Origin of the sequence: Actinokineospora baliensis, assembly GCF_016907695.1 — a bacterium.
GTDB classification, from domain to species: Bacteria; Actinomycetota; Actinomycetes; order Mycobacteriales; family Pseudonocardiaceae; genus Actinokineospora; species Actinokineospora baliensis.
Window position 1 is genome coordinate 6,253,859 of sequence record NZ_JAFBCK010000001.1, and the last position, 14,365, is coordinate 6,268,223.

Sequence of the window (14,365 nt, forward strand, 5' to 3'; positions counted from 1 at the left end):
CCCCACCGCCCCGCCCGCGCCGTACCCCTGCCGCACGGCACCGACGGGAGTCCTTATCCGAACGGCACCCAGGCGAGCTGGCCCGCCGTGTCGAGGTCGGCGGCCTGTACGCCCGCCGACGAGATCGTCCACAGCGCGTCGCCCGCCACGAGGGTGCGCCGCACCCGGCTGTCCACCCGGGAGGGCTCGGGGTGGCGCAGCGTGGCCAGCTCGGTGAGCTGATCACCGGAACGGCGCAGCACGAGCACCCCGCCGGACCCGCGCGCGGTGTCGACCGGGATCGCGATGAGGTCGCGCTCGGCCCAGTACAGGAACGCGTGCGGGTCGAACTCGACCTCCGAGTTGGCCCCGGGCAGGTGGTGCTGGGCGACCCGGCGGGCGGGCGCGGTCGTCGTGTCGAACAGCGACACCTGGGTGCCGGTCACCCGTCCCTCGGTGGTGGCCTCTTGGCCCACGCCGAGCAGCCGCCCGTCGTCGAGCGGGTGCAGGTAGGCCGAGTAGCCGGTGATCTTGAGCTCCCCGGCGACCTTCGGCCGGGTCGGGTCGCGCAGGTCGATCGTGTACAGCGGGTCGGTGCGGCGGAAGGTGACCACGTAGGCGGTGTCGCCCAGGTACCGCACGGACTGGATGGCCTCGCCGACGCCGAGCCCGCCGACCTCGCCGATCTTGACCAGGCCCCGGTCGCGCTGGGACAGGACGGTGACCGCGCTGCGCTGCCCCGCCGTGGTCGCGACCCGCAGGTTGCCTTTGTGCTCCGACAGGGCGTACTGGTTGACCAGCGTGCCGCCGACCGAACCGGAGGCGACGTAGACCGGTTTGCCGTCGCCCGTGATGTCGAACCGGTGGATGTCGGTGTGGCTGTCGGTGCCGCGCCTGGGGTCCACCGGCATGTTCCCGGTGCGCGACCACTGGTCATCGGCGACGTAGAGGCTGGTGGCCGTGCCGTAGACGGTGTCGCCGTCGGCGGCGATGGACACCGGCTCGCCGGTCCCGAGGTCGGCGCGGAGGTCGACTGTATACACAGTAAGCATCGCGGTGCCGGTGTAGCCCGACGGCCTGCTGACCGACCCGCAGTCGACCCGCTTCTCCACCCGCTGCCCGTCGACCTCCAGGGTCGCGCGCGGCAGCCACTGCTCCAGCGGCGAGTCGTCGATGATCTCCCGGTTGCGCTCCACCGCCGTCGTCGACGAGGGGTCGGCCGGTTGCGGGAAGGCCAGCCGCGGCCGCGAGCGGGCCACGATCCTGGCCACGGACCCGACCTGGCGCCCGTCGAGGTAGGCGCCGTCCACCGTCAGTGTTCCCTCGATCCGGGCACCGCCGTCGGACAGGTCGACGAGCACCAGCGCGGTGGACGAGTCGCCGCCGGTCGGCGAGTCGTAGTCGATGGCCTCCACCTTCGGCACCGCGACCAGTGCGCGGTCCCGCTCCAGCAGCAGCGCGGTCGCCTGGCCGCCGGGCAGCGGCAGGCTGGCGGTGAGCTTGCGGGTGGCGGTGTCGACGACCCGCAGCGTGCCGTCGACGACGGTGACGATCCGCGCGCCGTCGGTCTTGACCAGGTCGGGCTCGTCGGCGGCCGCCTCGTGGTTGTTGGTGCCCGAGTGGTCGGGGCCCGGCTTGCCCGCGCCGGACTTGCTCGTGGCCGCCTTGCCGGGGGCGGCGTCCCCGGCGGCGGGCGCGGGCATCGGCCCCGACCGGTAGAGCGTCACGTCGTCGAGGCCCCACGCGGTGACCTTCTTGCGCGCGGCGCGCTTGAGGTCGGCCTCGACGTCGGCGCACGAGTCGTAGGCCACCAGCCGCACGCCACCGGTGATCGGGCCGGTGTACGGCACCTCGGTTTCCGGCGCCGCGGGCGTCTTCGCCCCCGACCAGAAGATCCCCCCGGCGACACATGCTCCCGCCACCACCACGGCTCCCACCGTGAACCACTGCCGTCTCATACCCGGATGACGTAGTAGTCGGTGCCATCCGTTGCACTACAGTGGGACAACCGTCGGTGTTTGACCGTGTGCGGTGCGTGGTGATCTGGGTGAGTTCTCCCACAAAGGCGCACGAACCCGCACATCCGGGCTACGCTAGGCGTCATGACGGTCGCGTTGGAGCACGTGCTCGCGAAGGCGGGCCTGAGGGTCAACCCGGTGGAGTTCCTCGAGCTGGTGGAGGAGGCCGCCAGGCGGTTGTCCCCGGCCAACCCGGACCCGGCCGACTACTTCTCCCCCGACCAGCGCGACGCGCTGACCGAGGTGGGCCTCGACCTGACCCCCCGGCGCGGCGACGAGGTGGACTCCCGGGCCCGCGCGGTGGCCGCCCAGGCCGTGCTGCGCGACTCCGCGCTCACCGTCGCCGACGCCGCGGACGCCGTCGGCGTGGACACCAGCCGCATCCGGCACCGGCTCGCCGCGGGCAGGCTCGCGGGCTGGAAGGACCGGGGCGGCTGGCGGCTGCCCGCCTGGCAGTTCGCGCCCTCCGGTGTGCTGCCCGGCCTGGAGGCCGTGCTCGCCGCGGTGCCCGAGGACCAGCCGCCGCTGGTGGTCGCCGCGTTCATGACCAGCCCCCAGCCCGACCTGCGGGTCGACGACCAGCCCGCCACGCCACGGCAGTGGCTGCTCGCGGGCGGGTCGCCCGCGCGGGTGGCCGCGCTGGCGTCGGTGCTGGGCACCCCGGCCTGAGCTGAGAAGGTCCGCGTCCAGAGATGTCCCGGCTCCCCCAGCCGCCAGCCCCAGCCGACCTGAAATCCCTGTTGCGCGTGGACGAGGACGTGGTGGCGCTGCACGGCGGCACCCACCTGGTCCGGGTGTTCGCCGCGGCGGGCGCGCACCGGCAGCGGTGGAACTCCTTCCGCTACACCGGTCCGCTGCCGCACGCCCGCTTCGACCCGCAGCCGCTGGGTCCCGACGGCGGACCGGCCACCGCGCCGGGGCACGGCGTGCTCTACTTCGGACTGAGTGTGCGCACCAGCATCGCCGAGGTGTACCAGCAGACCTCGGTGGTCGACCGCACCACCCGCAAGCCGCACATGGTCGTCTTCCGGCCGCGGCGCACCCTGCGGCTACTGGACCTGTGCGGCCTGTGGCCCACCAGGGCCGGTGCGTCGCAGGAACTCAGCACCGGCAGCAAGGCGGTGACCCAGGCCTGGGCGCGGGCGATCCGCCAGGCGCACCCGGACCTCGACGGGGTCTGGTACCGGTCCTCGATGGACAGCGGCGAACCGGCCGTGTGCCTGTGGGACCCGCCGGGCAGTGGCGTTTTGCCGCGAACCCCGGACGTCTTGCTGCCGCTGGACTACCCGGGTTTGGATCTTCCGCTCGCGCGGGTGTGCGAGGAATTGAACTACACCCTGTTGTAAGGGGCTCGGCTATTCGGCGAAATAGGTCCGGGGTCCGTATTCGGCGTATTCCGGCCACCGGCGAGCACACGGTTCGCAGCCGGTGGGCGAACGCCCTCGCCCACCGGCTGCGAACGGCCCGAGGCCCTACGCCGTCCCCGGGCCGCACCTGATCACAGGTGCCGTGACCACCACCGCAATACCTCGCGGAAACGTTGCTCGCGGTGGCGGGGCTTGCCGGAGCGGGTCAACTCGTGACCCTCGCCGGGGAACAGGACCAACTCGGCGTCGACGCCGTTGCGGCGCAGCGCCACGTACATCCGCTGCGCCTGCTCGACCGGGCAGCGCCAGTCGTGTTCGGAGTGGACGACCGCGAACGGCACGGTGATCCGGTGCGCGTGCGTGAGCGGGCTCTTGGCCAGCAGCTGCGCCGGGTCGGTGCCGCAGTACGCCTCGGCGAACCACCAGCCGATGTCGGAGGTGCCGAGGAAGGAGTCCCAGGCGTTGACCGCGCGCTCGCTCCACGCGGCGCGGAAGCGGTGCCCGTGGTGGGCGGCCAGCCAGCCGGTCATCCAGCCGCCGTAGGACCCGCCCATGACGCCGACTCCTGCCGGGTCCACGTCCGGGCGCTCCAGTGCGGCGTCGAGCACCGAGAGCACGTCGTCGACGTCGACGGTGCCCATGGCGCCGATGAGGGTCCGGCCGTGCGACTCGCCGTACCCGGCGGAACCGCGCGGGTTGGGCAGCACGACCGCGTACCCGGCCGCGGCGTACACCTGGGCCTCGTCGTAAAAACCCCAGCCGTGGTACATGAACGGGCCGCCGTGCACCGCCAGCAGCACCGGGTGCGGGCCCTCGCCCTCCGGCAGCACGAGCCAGCCGTGGGTGGCGTACCCGTCCGGCGCGACGCCCTTGACCTCGACCGGTTGGCGCAGCCCCTTGGCGCGCAGTGCGGCGGAGAAGTCGGTGAGGCGGCGGGTGGTCTCGTCCTCGACCAGCACCACCTCGCCCGGCGCGTCCCATGTGGACACGGTGCAGACGATCCGGTCGCCGTCGGCGGCGTAGCCCTTGACCGCGGCCTGCTCACCGGCGACCAAGGCCAGCTCGGCGAGCGCGGCCCGGTCGGCCCCGAGCGGGACCCGGCGCAGTTCCACCGCGCCCCGGTTGCGCACGGCCACCAGCACCCCGGACGCGGTGAGCACCGGCGGACCCGCGGCGATCTCGGCATCCACCGTCTCCGGGTCGGTCAGCCTGCTCGGCTCGGCCGGGGTGCCCTCGAGGGCGAGCGGGACCGTCCACAAACCGACGTTGCGCGCGACGCAATGCGTGCCGGTGAACTCATCGCCGAGGAAGGCGGCGGTGCCGTCGGCGAACGCGACCGGGTGCTCCACGGTGCCCGCGCTGCGCGCGACCAGGACCGGGTCGCCGCCCTCGGCGGGGATCGCGTACAGGTCGGTGCTGACCGTGTCGGTGACACCCCAGTCGCGCCGGGCCTTGACCAGCACGTGCGAACCGGACGGGGTCCACGCGGGGTGCTCCGGGGTCCCGTACCCCTCGGTGAGCCGGCGGGTATTCGCCGTATTGGGCCCGGATCCGGCCGAGTCCACAGTGAACAGCTGGAGTGGACGGTCACCGAGGAACCCGATGTCGTCGAACCGGTACTCCAGACGGGTGATCACCCGGGGCGCTTCGGCTGCGGCGTCCGGAGCAGCGCCGTCGGCATCCGCCGCACCGTAGCGGCCCGGCTCGGGAACCCGCGCCACGAAAGCGATCCGCCTGGAGTCGGGCGCCCACACCGGGGCGCCTGCGCCCAGCGGCAGGTCGGTGAGCTGCTTGGCCTCGCCGCCGTCGACCGGGATGACGTGCAGTTGCGGTGGCGCACCGGCTTTCGCGCTGCGCAGGAACGCGACCGCGGTGCCGTCGGGGGAGATCGCCGGGGCCGAGTCTCGGTGTCCCCTGGTGAACTCGCGGACTTCGCCGCCTGCCAACCCCACCCGGTACAGACCACCGGCATAGGAGTTGGTCGTCAGGTCCGGGGTGGCGAGGCCGACCAGCAGCAGGTCCCCGCGGAGGGCGGGCGCGCCGGGCGCCGCCGCCAGTTCGATGTCCTCTGGGCGCACGCGACGACCGTACCCGAGGTTACGTTAAACCCAGGACCCCTCGATTATTCCCACTCGTCCACAGAAAAGCGGACGTGCATGGTTCGCCCGTCCGCTTTTCGGCGTCATCCGGCGCGCGGCCGGGTTGTTCGTCGGCCCCGGTTCAGCGCCGGTGGTCGACCGGTTCACCCGATTCGGTGGTGGATTCCCCGGCGGGCGATTCCGCCGCCGTGGATTCGGCGGTGCCGCCCGCGATCGCCCGCTCTTCGTCCCGCTTGGACTTGAGCAGGCTGGCGATGGTGGTGATGGCCAGGACGCTGACGATGACCGCCAGCGAGACCACGATGTTGGGCACCGGGACCGGCAGCGGTTCGCCGCCGTTGAGGAAGGGCAGCGAGTTGGTGTGCAGCGCCTCGAGCACCAGCTTCACGCCGATGAAGGCGAGGATCACCGCGAGCCCGACCGAGAGGTACACCAGCTTCTTGAGCAGCCCGCCGAGCAGGAAGTAGAGCTGGCGCAGCCCCATCAGCGCGAAGGCGTTGGCGGTGAAGACCAGGAACGGCTCCTTGGTCAGCCCGAAGATGGCCGGGATGGAGTCCACAGCGAACAGCAGGTCTGCGGTGCCGATGGCGATCATCACGATGAACATCGGGGTGACGAAGCGCTTGCCGTCGATGCGCACGAACGAGTTCGCGCCGTGGTAGGTGTCGGTCACCGGGAACACCTTGCGGGCGATCTTGGTGAGCGCGTTCTCCTCGTATTCCTCGTCCTCGCCGCCGAGGCCCTGCCGGGACAGGTTCCACGCGGTGTAGATGAGGAAGGCGCCGAAGAGGTAGAAGACCCAGCTGAACTTCGCGATCGCGACCGCGCCGACGGCGATGAACGCGCCGCGCATCACCAGGGCGAGCAGGATGCCGATCAGCAGCACCTTGTGCTGGTGGATGCGCGGCACCTTGAACGCGGACATGATGATGAGGAAGACGAAGAGGTTGTCGACCGAGAGCGAGTACTCGGTGATGTAGCCGGCGAAGAACTCCCCGGCGTAGGTGCCGCCGGAGAACGCCCAGATGGCGCCGCCGAAGGCGATGGCGCACCCGACGTAGAAGGCCACCCAGCGGCCCGCCTCGCCGACGGTGACCTCGTGCGGTTTGCGGTCCACGATGAACAGGTCGATCGCGAGCAGCACCAGCAGCCCGCCGATCGTGGCGAACCAAGCCCAGGTGGGGACGACCATGAAAACAACCTCCGGTGTACGGGCGCGCGCCGACAACCGGAGGTCTCTTCCGCCGCTGACGCGGCCACCGGTCCCGGGACGCGAGGTCCGTGCTGACGACACCGGTGCGAAGGAATACTCCCCTCCGACACATTCGGTGTCCGATTCTTCCTTGTCCAGGCGCGGCACACCAGTCGGGCCCCCGCACCGGGGTGGTCGGATAGGTCACAACCACCGGGCCGCGCAGGGCCCCGACCGCCGCCGGTTGCCCCGCACAGCCTGCCCTGACCAGCGCGGACGCGGAAGCCCTGTCACCCGGAGGTGATCGGTTGGCGGCCCTGGGAGCACTCTCAGGAAGAGTCCAATAAGTTCGGTCTGTGCCCTCTTTCCCCCGACCGCGGCCCCGCCAGGTCGTCGCGGCGCTGGCCGTCGTCGCGGTGGCGGTCGCCGGTGTGGTCTGGCTGAACTCCGGTTCCGCGGCCCCGCCGGTCACCACCCGTGACGCCGCGCTGACCCTGCAGAGCGGTCCCGGCCGCGACGAGCCGATCCGGATCGACACGACGCTGTACCTGCCGGAGCGCACACCCGCGCCCGCGGTGCTGGTCGCGCACGGGTTCGGCGGCAGCAAGGAGAGCGTGGACTCCGACGCCAGGGAACTGGCGCAGCGCGGGTTCGTCGCCCTGGCCTGGTCGGCGCGCGGGTTCGGCCGCAGCGAGGGCCGGATCGGGCTCAACGACCCGGACTACGAGGTCAACGACGCCAGGGCGCTGGTGGACTGGCTGGCCACCCTGCCCGAGGTGACCAAGGACGGGCCCGACGACCCCAAGGTGGGCGTGACCGGCGGGTCCTACGGCGGCGCGCTGTCGCTGCTGCTCGCCGGGGCGGACAAGCGGGTCGACGCGCTGGCGCCGGTGATCACCTACAACGACCTCGGGCAGGCGCTGCTGCCGAACTCCGCCGGTCGGGCGGAGGCGACGGCCGCGGCGAACCCGCACAGCGCCGACGGGGTGTTCAAGCGCTCGTGGGCGGGCATCTTCTTCGCCGCGGGCATGGGCGCCGCCGGGTTGGCCAACCCGACCGGGGACGCGACCGAGCCGGGCACCGAGGACGACGGCAACTCGAGCGCGACCGCCCTGCCTTCGCAGGCGCAGGACCAGTCGGGCGGCGAACGGCAGCGGGAGGGCGCCGGGGATCCGTGCGGCCGGTTCACCGCCGAGGTGTGCCAGGCCTACGCCCAGGTGGCCACGACAGGGCGGGCCGACGCGACGACCACAGCGTTGCTGCGCCGGGTGTCGCCGGTGTCGGTGACCGACCGGATCACCCAGCCGACGATGGTCGTGCAGGGCGAGCAGGACACGCTGTTCGGCCTCGACCAGGCCGACGCGACGGCCAGGCAGGTCAGCGCGGCGGGCGCCCCGGTGAAGGTGGTCTGGTACACCGGCGGCCACGACGGCGGCAAGCCGGGCCCGGAGCTGCGCGGGGAGATCGCGGACTGGTTCGACTTCCACCTGCGCGGGCAGGGCGAGAACCCGGGGACCGGGTTCGAGTACGCCGTGCAGGGCGCGTTGCGGGCCCAGGGGGCACCGTCGGTGCGGACGGTCAGCACCGGGGAGTACCCGGGGATCGGTGGCGCGCCCGCGGCGCAGCGGCGCGAGATCGCGGTGTCCGGGCAGGAGCAGACGGTGGTGAACCCGCCGGGCGGCAACCCGGCGTCGATCACCTCCATGCCGGGGCTGGGGTCGGTGCTGGGCAGCTCGTCGCGGCTGGCGGGGCGGATCTCGGTGGACCTGCCCGGGCAGGCGGCGCGGTTCCGCAGTGAGCCGATGACCTCGCAGCTGCTGATCGCCGGGGCGAGCACCGTGGGGATCCGGGTGGCCAGCGCCCGCGGCGGCGCCCCGGACGGCGCGGTGCTGTTCGCGAAGCTGTACGACGTCGGGCCGGATGGGGTGCGGACGCTGCCGGGGTCGGCGGTGTCGGCGCTGCGCACTCCCCCGCTGCCCGCGGACGGCACCGCGGTGGAGGTATCGGTGGCGCTGCCCGCGATCGTGCGGCCGATCGAGGCCGACCACCGCGTGGAGCTGGTCGTGTCGACCACCGACCAGGCGTACGCGACGCCCACCGAGGCCGCCGCGTACCGGATCTCGCTGGCCCCGGGCGGCGAACTGGCCGTACCGGTGGTGTCGGGGACGCGGTCGAGCAGTGCGCCGCCCGCCGCCCCGCTGATCGGGATCGCCGTGGTGCTGGGCATCGTCGTGGTGGCCGTGGTGTGGGGCGCGCTGCGGCGGCGCCGCGAGGACGACGTCGACCCCGAACTCGCCGACGTGCCGCTGGTGATCGACGGGCTGTCGAAGTCGTACCCCGGCGGGCTCAAGGCGGTCAACGCGCTGTCGTTCCGGGTCGACAGCGGCCAGGTGCTGGGTCTGCTCGGCCCCAACGGCGCGGGCAAGACGACCACGCTGCGGATGCTGATGGGCCTGATCACCCCCACCGGCGGCTCGATCAGGGTGTTCGGCCACAAGATCCACCCGGGCGCCCCGGTGCTGTCGCGGATCGGCTCGTTCGTCGAGGGCGCGGGTTTCCTGCCGCACCTGTCGGGGCGGGCCAACCTGGAGCTGTACTGGTCGGCGACCGGTCGACCGGTCGAGCAGGCGCACTTCGCCGAGGCGCTGGAGATCGCCGGTCTCGGCTCGGCGGTGGAGCGCAAGGTCCGCACCTACAGCCAGGGCATGCGGCAGCGGCTGGCGATCGCGCAGGCGATGCTCGGCTTCCCGGACCTGATGGTGCTCGACGAACCCACCAACGGGCTCGACCCGCCGCAGATCCACCAGATGCGCGAGGTGCTGCGCCGCTACGCCAAGACCGGCCGCACCGTGGTGGTCTCCAGCCACCTGCTCGCCGAGGTCGAACAGGCCTGCGACCACGTGGTGGTCATGCACAAGGGCAGGCTGGTCGCCTCGGGCGCCGTGGAGGACATCGTCGCCGGTGGCGGCGAAGCCACCTTCCGCGTCGACGACCCCGCGGCAGCCGCCGAAGCCCTCCGCGGCGTCACCGGCGTCCAAGCCGTCACCGTGGAAGGCGACCTGGTCCACGCCGACCTCGACGGCCTCCCCCGGTCAGCCGCCCTGAGCGCCCTGGTGCACGCGGGAGTGGCGGTCGAACAGGCGGGCCCCCGGCGCCGCCTTGAGGACGCGTTCCTGCAGCTGGTCGGAGAGGAGACGTCCGCGTGAGTGGGGAGAACGGGCACAAGCCCGCTGAGAACGTGAGCACCGTGCACACCGATCCGGCCGCGATCGACGAGATGGTGGACGCCGCGTCGCACGAGCACGTGGGGTTCGGGGCTGACGGGGCGGTCGAGGGGTTCCGGCAGGGGCGGACGCTGCCGTTGCGGGTGGAGTTGGCCCGGCAGTTGCGGCGGCGCCGGACGCAGTTGTTGTTGGGGTTCTTGGTGTTGCTGCCGTTCATCCTGTGGGCGGCGTTCGAGTTCGGCACCAGCGACAACGGCAGGCGCTCCGGCGGGTTCGTCGACCTGGCGACGGCGAGCGCGCCGAACTTCGTGGTGTTCGTGCTGTTCGCGGCCGGGAGCTTCCTGCTGCCGATGATCGTGGCGCTGTTCTTCGGCGACACGGTGGCCTCGGAGGCGTCCTGGTCGAGCCTGAAGTACCTGCTGGCGATGCCGATCCCGCGCGGGCGGCTGCTGCGCCAGAAGGCGTTGACCTCCGGGCTGCTGTCGCTGTTCGCCCTGGCCCTGCTGCCCGCGGTCGCGCTGCTGGTCGGTGTCGTGTTCTACGGCGCTGGCGAGGCGGTGAGCCCGACCGGTGACGCGATCGAGTTCTCCGACTCGTTGCTGGCCATGGTGTTCGCGGTCGCCTACATCGCGGTGAACCTGCTGTGGGTGGCCGGGTTGGCGATGTTCCTGTCGGTGACCACCGACGCCCCGCTCGGCGCGGTGGGCGGCACAGTGCTGGTGGCGATCCTGTCGCAGATCCTGGACCAGATCACCGCGCTCGAAGGGATCCGCGACTACCTGCCGACGCACTTCGCGTTCGCCTGGTCCGACCTGATCTCCACCGACATCGACTGGTCGAACATGACCCAGGGCGCGTTCTCCGCGGTGGCCTACGCCGCGGTGTTCGGGCTGCTGGCAGCTCGCCGGTTCCGCACCAAGGACATCACCAGCTAGTCGAGGACATCACCAGCTAAGTGGCGGGGAGCAGCGGTATGCGGCGGGTCGTTGTGGTGCGCGCGGGCGAGGAGCCGCCCGAGGCGTGGTCGGCGAGCGTGTTCTTGGCCGGTCCGACGCCGAGGTCACCGGAGGTGCCGTCGTGGCGGCCCGCGGCGGTCGCGGAGCTCGAAGCGCGGTGGTCGGGCTCGGGCACGCTGGTGGTGTTCGTGCCCGAACCGCTCGACGGCGTGTGGCCGGACTACACCGACCAGCGGACGTGGGAGTTGCGCTGGGGTGACCGGTGCGACGTGGTGCTCTTCTGGATCCCGCGCGGGCCAGGCATGCCCGCGTTGACCACCAACGACGAATTCGGCAGGTGGAAGGACAGCGGCCGGGTGGTGCTGGGGACCCCACCCGAGGCGGAAAGCGTGCGCTACCAACGCGGTTACGCCGCCGACAACGGCATCCCCACCGCGGACACCTTGACCGGCACGATCGATCTGGCGCTGGCCGAGCTCTCCGACGGCGTCGAGCGCGAGGGCGGCAGGAGGTTCGTCCCGCTGCGATTATGGCGGACCGAGGGCTTCCGCCGGTGGGTCGTCACCGTCGAGCGGTCGGGCAACGACCTGGTCGACGCCACGCAGCTGTGGGTGTTCCCGACGGCCGGGCCGGTGGTGTTCTGGGCGCTGCGGGTGTCGATGTGGGTGGCCGCGGAGGACCGGCTCAAGGTCGGCGAGGTCGTGCTGTCGCGGCCGGACCTGGCTTCCGTCGTGGCGTACCTGCCCGGGGACACCCCGCACGACACGGAAGTGGTGCTGGTCCGCGAGTTCCGGCCCGCCGCGCGGACCATGGACGGGTTCGTGCTGGAGCTGCCAGGCGGGTCGCACTCGTCGGTGCTGGAGCCGGTGGCGTTGGCGGCGCTGGAGTTCGGCGAGGAGACCGGGCTGACCATCGCGGCCAATCGGTTGGTGGCGCACACGTCCCGGCAGTTGGCCGCGACGATGACCACGCACCGGCAGGCGGTGTTCTCGGTGCGGCTGACCGCGGCGGAGATGGACGGCCTGCGCGGCGCGGCCCCGGTGGTCGACGGCACCGAGGTCACCTACCCGGTGGTGTGGCGGGTGGGCGACCTGTTCGCCGACGGGCGCGCGGACTGGACGACCCTGGGCGCGGTCGCCGAGGTGCTGCTCGGAAGTTGATCATCGCATCCGCTACCGTTGTCCGGCCGCAGGAGTGCGTCCGGGAGGGGTGCCACGCTGGACGAGGTCGACTACTACGAGCTGCTCGGGGTCCGCAGGGACGCCTCGGCCGGGGAGGTCAAGTCCGCGTACCGCGCCCTGGCCAAGGTCATGCACCCCGACACAGGCGGCACCGCCGGGACGTTCCGGCTGCTGAAGTCGGCGTACGAGACGCTCTCGGACTCGCGCCGCCGCGCCGAGTACGACCGGGGCACCGCCACCCAGGCGGCCCCTCCCCCGCCCGCACCCCGGACCAAGCGGCGGATGTACCGGGACGAACCCGCCTTCGTGCCTGCCGCGGTGGACGTGCCGCCGTCGACGCTGCCGTGGTGGCACCTGACCAAGCACCAGCCGCGCATCGGGTACGTCCGCACGCCGGGGCACGCCCCCGCGGTCGGGACGGCGTTGGCGGGGGCCCTGCTGGCCGTCCCGCTGCTGCTGCCGGGTTCGTTGCCGCCGTTCCTGCTCGTCTGCTGGCTGGCCCTGGTGGCGGCCGCCATCGCCGTGGCGGTGCGGTTGGCCCGCCTGTACCTGGCGGCGCTGCGGGCCCAGCGAGCCGCTCAAGCCGAGTTCGGTGAGCGCACCGTGTTCGGCGTCGCGGACGCTGAGCCGGTCGGTGAGCGGTTGACCGCGGACCTGCTGGTGAACTACCTGGCCCGCTTGCCGGGCGCCCGGGTGTTCCACGGGTTGTCGCGGCCGGGTTCGGTGTTCGCCGACGTGGAGCACGCCGTGCTGTGCGGGCACCGGCTGGTGCTGATCGAGTCGAAGCTGTGGCTGCCCGGGCACTACGAGGTCGACGACGACGGGTCGTTGTGGCGCAACGGCCACCCGTTCCGCGGCGGGTCGAGCGACCTGTTCGAGGCGGTGGCCGCCTTCGCCGAGCACCTGCCCGGCGTGGACGTGCGCGGTGTCGTGCTGGTGTACCCGAGCCGGTCCGGCGAGATCACCACCGACGAGACCCCCGGTTTGGGCGTGTCGACGATGACCCCGACCGGGTTCGTGCGGGAGGTCGGTGGGTGGCTCGCCGACGACTGCGCCATTGTCGACCACCACGTGTTGCGCGCGGTGCGGGCCAGGGTGGTCCGCGAGCCAGCCGCCTAGAGCAGGTCCGCGAGGCTCGCGGCGAACGCGGTCGGCCGGGTCACCGGACCGACGTGATCACCGGGGACCTCGATGAAGGGTCGGTCGAGCGCCGTGGCGAGGGCTTGCGCGCAGTGGAACGGGAACGCGGCCTTCGACTTCTCGCCGCCGAGGACGACGACCCGGTCGGCGTTGGGGCGCAACGCTTCCAGGTCCAGCCGGTAGGCGTGCGCCGCAGGTGCGTCGCGGGTCTGGAAGAAGCGCTGGTTGGCGAAGTCCTGCTCGCTCGGGCGGCCGATCTCCACCCCCGGCTCGGTGTCGGAGTGGTCGATGGCCAGCGCGCGGGAGACCTCGCGCCAGTGCGGACCTGGCTTCTCCAGCAGTGCCTGCACCGCGCGCGCCCGGCGTTCCCCCTCCGGTGTGAGCAGGTGCGGCAGCGGCGGTTCGTGCACGACGAGCGCGCGCACCCGCTGCGGGTACCGGGTGGCCAGGTCGAGGGCGATGATCGCACCGAGGCTGCTGCCGAACACCGCCGCGGGCTGCTCGCCGAGGGCGTCGAGGACGCGGGCGGCGTCATCGGCGTGGGTGGCGATCCCGGGGTGCTCCTCGGCGTCGACCAGCGCGCTGCGGGAAAGTCCACGCCTGTCGAAGGAGACCGTCGTGTACCGATCGGACAGTTGAGAAGCCAAGCGGGACAGGGTATCCGCGTCACCTCCGCCGCCGGGCAGGAGCATCAGCAGCGGGCCGCTGCCGGAGACCTGGTAGTGCACGGTGGCGCCGGGTGCTGCTATGGCGGGCATGGTCGAACGATAAACCATCCGGCGAGATGCATCAAGGCTGATACGATCCCAGGTGTGGACGGGGTGGAGCTGTTCCGCCTGGGGCGGGCACTGGCGCGGCTGGGCGAGCGGGCGATCCCGCCGTCGGGCTTCCACGACCTCCCGGTGCGGGTCCGATCCGTGCTGGTGGACGTGTTCGAACACCCCGACAGCTCCATCCAGGACATCACCGCCCGCACCGGCCTGCCGCAGAGCCACGTCTCGGCCTCGGTCGCCCGCCTGCGCGAGGTCGGGGTGCTGACCACCTCCCAAGACCCCACCGACCGCCGCCGCACGCTGGTGCGCCGAGCGAGGGGTGTGCCCACCCGCGTGCACGCCCCCGTCGACGCCGTCATCACCGAGCGGGTCGGGCCCGAACGGGCCCAAGAAGCCATGGCCGCCCTGGAAACCCTCGCGCGGCTGTTCACCTAGG

11 protein-coding genes are annotated in these 14,365 nt (G+C 72.4%); 7 read left to right on the forward strand and 4 right to left on the reverse strand.

All coding sequences use genetic code 11. The annotated features are described in order from the left end of the window. Window positions 1-53 precede the first annotated feature (53 nt). On the reverse strand, window positions 54-1,937 hold the full coding sequence (locus JOD54_RS27785; RefSeq protein ID WP_204454796.1) for a beta-propeller domain-containing protein: 1,884 nt from the start codon (window positions 1,935-1,937) through the stop codon (window positions 54-56). A 144-nt stretch (window positions 1,938-2,081) separates the two neighbouring features. Here JOD54_RS27785 and JOD54_RS27790 point away from each other — a divergent pair, with 144 nt between their 5' ends. Both JOD54_RS27790 and JOD54_RS27795 read left to right on the forward strand, forming a co-directional pair. After that, on the forward strand, window positions 2,082-2,666 hold the full coding sequence (locus tag JOD54_RS27790) for a DNA-binding protein (protein WP_204454799.1): 585 nt from the start codon (window positions 2,082-2,084) through the stop codon (window positions 2,664-2,666). A gap of 23 nt (window positions 2,667-2,689) precedes the next feature. After that, window positions 2,690-3,343: an RES family NAD+ phosphorylase gene (locus JOD54_RS27795; protein WP_204454801.1), complete on the forward strand. Its 654-nt coding sequence runs from the start codon at window positions 2,690-2,692 to the stop codon at window positions 3,341-3,343. A gap of 152 nt (window positions 3,344-3,495) precedes the next feature. Here the strand turns inward: JOD54_RS27795 and JOD54_RS27800 are convergent, their stop codons facing one another. Both JOD54_RS27800 and JOD54_RS27805 read right to left on the reverse strand, forming a co-directional pair. Then, window positions 3,496-5,442: a S9 family peptidase gene (locus JOD54_RS27800; RefSeq protein ID WP_204454804.1), complete on the reverse strand. Its 1,947-nt coding sequence runs from the start codon at window positions 5,440-5,442 to the stop codon at window positions 3,496-3,498. A gap of 142 nt (window positions 5,443-5,584) precedes the next feature. Next, window positions 5,585-6,655 carry a TerC family protein gene (locus JOD54_RS27805; protein ID WP_204454806.1) on the reverse strand — a complete coding sequence of 357 codons (1,071 nt, stop codon included), beginning with the start codon at window positions 6,653-6,655 and terminating at the stop codon, window positions 5,585-5,587. A gap of 356 nt (window positions 6,656-7,011) precedes the next feature. Between JOD54_RS27805 and JOD54_RS27810 the strand changes: the two genes are divergently transcribed. The 4 genes from JOD54_RS27810 (at window position 7,012) to JOD54_RS27825 (ending at window position 13,135) form a co-directional block, all read left to right on the forward strand. Continuing rightward, a complete protein-coding gene (locus JOD54_RS27810; protein WP_204454809.1) occupies window positions 7,012-9,861 on the forward strand; it encodes an alpha/beta fold hydrolase in 2,850 nt (949 codons plus the stop codon). Between the two features lie 71 nt (window positions 9,862-9,932). Next, on the forward strand, window positions 9,933-10,814 hold the full coding sequence (locus tag JOD54_RS27815; protein ID WP_204456724.1) for an ABC transporter permease: 882 nt from the start codon (window positions 9,933-9,935) through the stop codon (window positions 10,812-10,814). Between the two features lie 38 nt (window positions 10,815-10,852). Continuing rightward, the gene (locus JOD54_RS27820) at window positions 10,853-11,995 is read left to right on the forward strand and encodes a nucleoside 2-deoxyribosyltransferase domain-containing protein (protein ID WP_204454812.1); all 1,143 of its coding nucleotides are present in this window, start codon (window positions 10,853-10,855) and stop codon (window positions 11,993-11,995) included. Between the two features lie 18 nt (window positions 11,996-12,013). Continuing rightward, a complete protein-coding gene (locus JOD54_RS27825; RefSeq protein WP_239573528.1) occupies window positions 12,014-13,135 on the forward strand; it encodes a J domain-containing protein in 1,122 nt (373 codons plus the stop codon). Here the strand turns inward: JOD54_RS27825 and JOD54_RS27830 are convergent. After that, entirely contained in the window at window positions 13,132-13,914 is a 783-nt protein-coding gene (locus tag JOD54_RS27830) for an alpha/beta fold hydrolase (protein WP_204454814.1), read from the reverse strand. The two genes, JOD54_RS27825 and JOD54_RS27830, sit on opposite strands and share 4 nt — an antisense overlap. Window positions 13,915-13,968: 54 nt before the next feature. On the opposite strand from JOD54_RS27830, the gene JOD54_RS27835 reads away from it, so the two are divergent. Continuing rightward, window positions 13,969-14,364, forward strand: a complete 396-nt coding sequence (locus JOD54_RS27835) for a MarR family transcriptional regulator (protein ID WP_204454817.1) — start codon at window positions 13,969-13,971, stop codon at window positions 14,362-14,364. Window position 14,365: the final 1 nt, after the last annotated feature.